Genomic DNA, 1186 nt, shown 5'->3' on the forward strand with positions numbered 1-1186 from the left:
CCTCTCACCGACCGGCGGCGGGAAAACCTACCTGGCCTGCGCGATCGGCATCGCCGCCTGCCAGAACGGGCACACCGTCACCTACGCCCGCATGGACGAACTCGCCCGGCGGCTGGTCATCGCCCGCGGCGACGGGATCCGCCACCAGAAAATGCTCAATGACCTCTCGGACGTGGAGCTGCTGATCATCGACGACTTCCTCACCGTGGGCATCGATCCCGAGGCCGCCAACGATTTGTTCGCCGTCCTGGCCAACCGGGAGCACAGGTTGCCGACGATGATCGCTTCACAGTCCCGGCCGGCGTACTGGCTCGAAGCCCTGCCCGACCGGGTCGCCGCTGACTCCATCGTCAACCGGCTGGCCAACAACGCCCGCGAGATCAACCTCGGCGAAGTCGACATGCGCCGCCAACGCGACGACCAAGCCCGCGCGACTACCGGCTACTGGGAGTAACCGACACGGCCACGGTTCCGGCCCGCCTCACCCACGGGCCGGTACCGGGTCGCCAGAACCGCGGTACCGGATCACCGGACCAGGCGTACCAAGTACGCCTAGTTGCCAGCTGAGCCCGGGTTCGGTCCGGGTCCTGTGCGACGGTGATGTCGGGGGTTCTCTGGGTCACGGGTCATTCAGCGCGGGCTCGCTCACCGCGTGGTCTGCGAGTGTTGGAGCGTCCGGTTCCGCAGGTTCGGCCTCGCCGGGGTCCTCGGGGTCCTCCTCGTCCTCGGGGTCGTCCGGATCGTCCGGCTCGATCTGTGGGGAGTCGGGATCCGCCGGCTGACCCACGGGCAGGCCGTTGAACTGGCGATTTGGCTCGGCGGCCGCACTCGCACTAAGGTGAGTTCTCGGTGTCCGGCCACTGCGTCGGGTACCTGAAACAATCCCCCATAGCTCAATTGGCAGAGCATTCGACTGTTAATCGAAGGGTTTCTGGTTCGAGTCCAGATGGGGGAGCGTCGAGGCTGGGCCGGAGGAATGATTCCTCCGGTCCAGTGCGCATTTCGGGGTCACCCTGGTTGCAGCGTCCGGAAGTCACCTCGGTCGAAGTCCAGGCGGAACCGCCTGGAGGAAATCCTCCACCCCTCCGGGGTACGGGACCACAGATCCGAGTACTCGCCGAAGCACTCGTAGCTCCTTCCCTCCTGGTCGCCCGTCCCTAGGAGCATGGGTCAGTAATGGCTCGAA

General features: G+C 66.0%; 2 protein-coding genes and 1 tRNA gene. 2 read left to right on the forward strand and 1 reads right to left on the reverse strand.

Going from position 1 to position 1186, the window contains the following annotated elements; all coding sequences use genetic code 11:
- A partial coding sequence (locus CEY15_RS17625; RefSeq protein WP_176475189.1) for an ATP-binding protein occupies positions 1 to 454 on the forward strand: 454 nt, incomplete at its 5' end.
- Positions 455 to 619: 165 nt separating this feature from the next.
- On the opposite strand, the gene CEY15_RS18585 is transcribed toward CEY15_RS17625, so the two are convergent.
- Positions 620 to 787, reverse strand: coding sequence for a hypothetical protein (locus CEY15_RS18585; protein ID WP_176475190.1), 168 nt, complete (start codon positions 785 to 787; stop codon positions 620 to 622).
- Between the two features lie 95 nt (positions 788 to 882).
- Between CEY15_RS18585 and CEY15_RS17630 the strand changes: the two genes are divergently transcribed.
- Positions 883 to 955 (forward strand) — tRNA-Asn (locus tag CEY15_RS17630).
- Positions 956 to 1186: the final 231 nt, after the last annotated feature.

This window comes from Dietzia natronolimnaea (assembly GCF_002289575.1).
In the GTDB taxonomy this organism is placed as follows: domain Bacteria; phylum Actinomycetota; class Actinomycetes; order Mycobacteriales; family Mycobacteriaceae; genus Dietzia; species Dietzia natronolimnaea_A.